The 216-nt window shown below is 57.9% G+C and carries 1 protein-coding gene; it reads left to right on the top strand.

Annotation, left to right across the window (positions count from 1 at the left end):
• Window positions 1-13 precede the first annotated feature (13 nt).
• A partial coding sequence (locus tag BP846_RS04705) for a type II toxin-antitoxin system PemK/MazF family toxin (RefSeq protein ID WP_292392945.1) occupies window positions 14-216 on the top strand: 203 nt, incomplete at its 3' end.

Raw genomic sequence — 216 nt, 5'->3', positions numbered from 1 at the left:
AGGAGGAAGAGGCGTGGAAGGATTTGTAAAAGGGGATGTCGTCATTGTACCGTTTCCTTTCTCGGACCTCTCAATCGTGAAACGGCGCCCGGCTCTTGTTGTCGCGGCGCCCGGCGGGGACGACATCATCCTCTGCCAGATCACGAGCCAGCAGGTCCGGGATCGCTATGCCGTCGGTATCACCGACATGGAGTTTACGGAGGGAACACTCCACAA

Source organism: Methanoculleus sp. UBA303, from assembly GCA_002501655.1.
Classification (GTDB): Archaea; Halobacteriota; Methanomicrobia; order Methanomicrobiales; family Methanoculleaceae; genus Methanoculleus.
The sequence above is the reverse complement of the archived record's forward strand: the minus strand, read 5'-3'. Positions and strand labels throughout refer to the sequence as shown.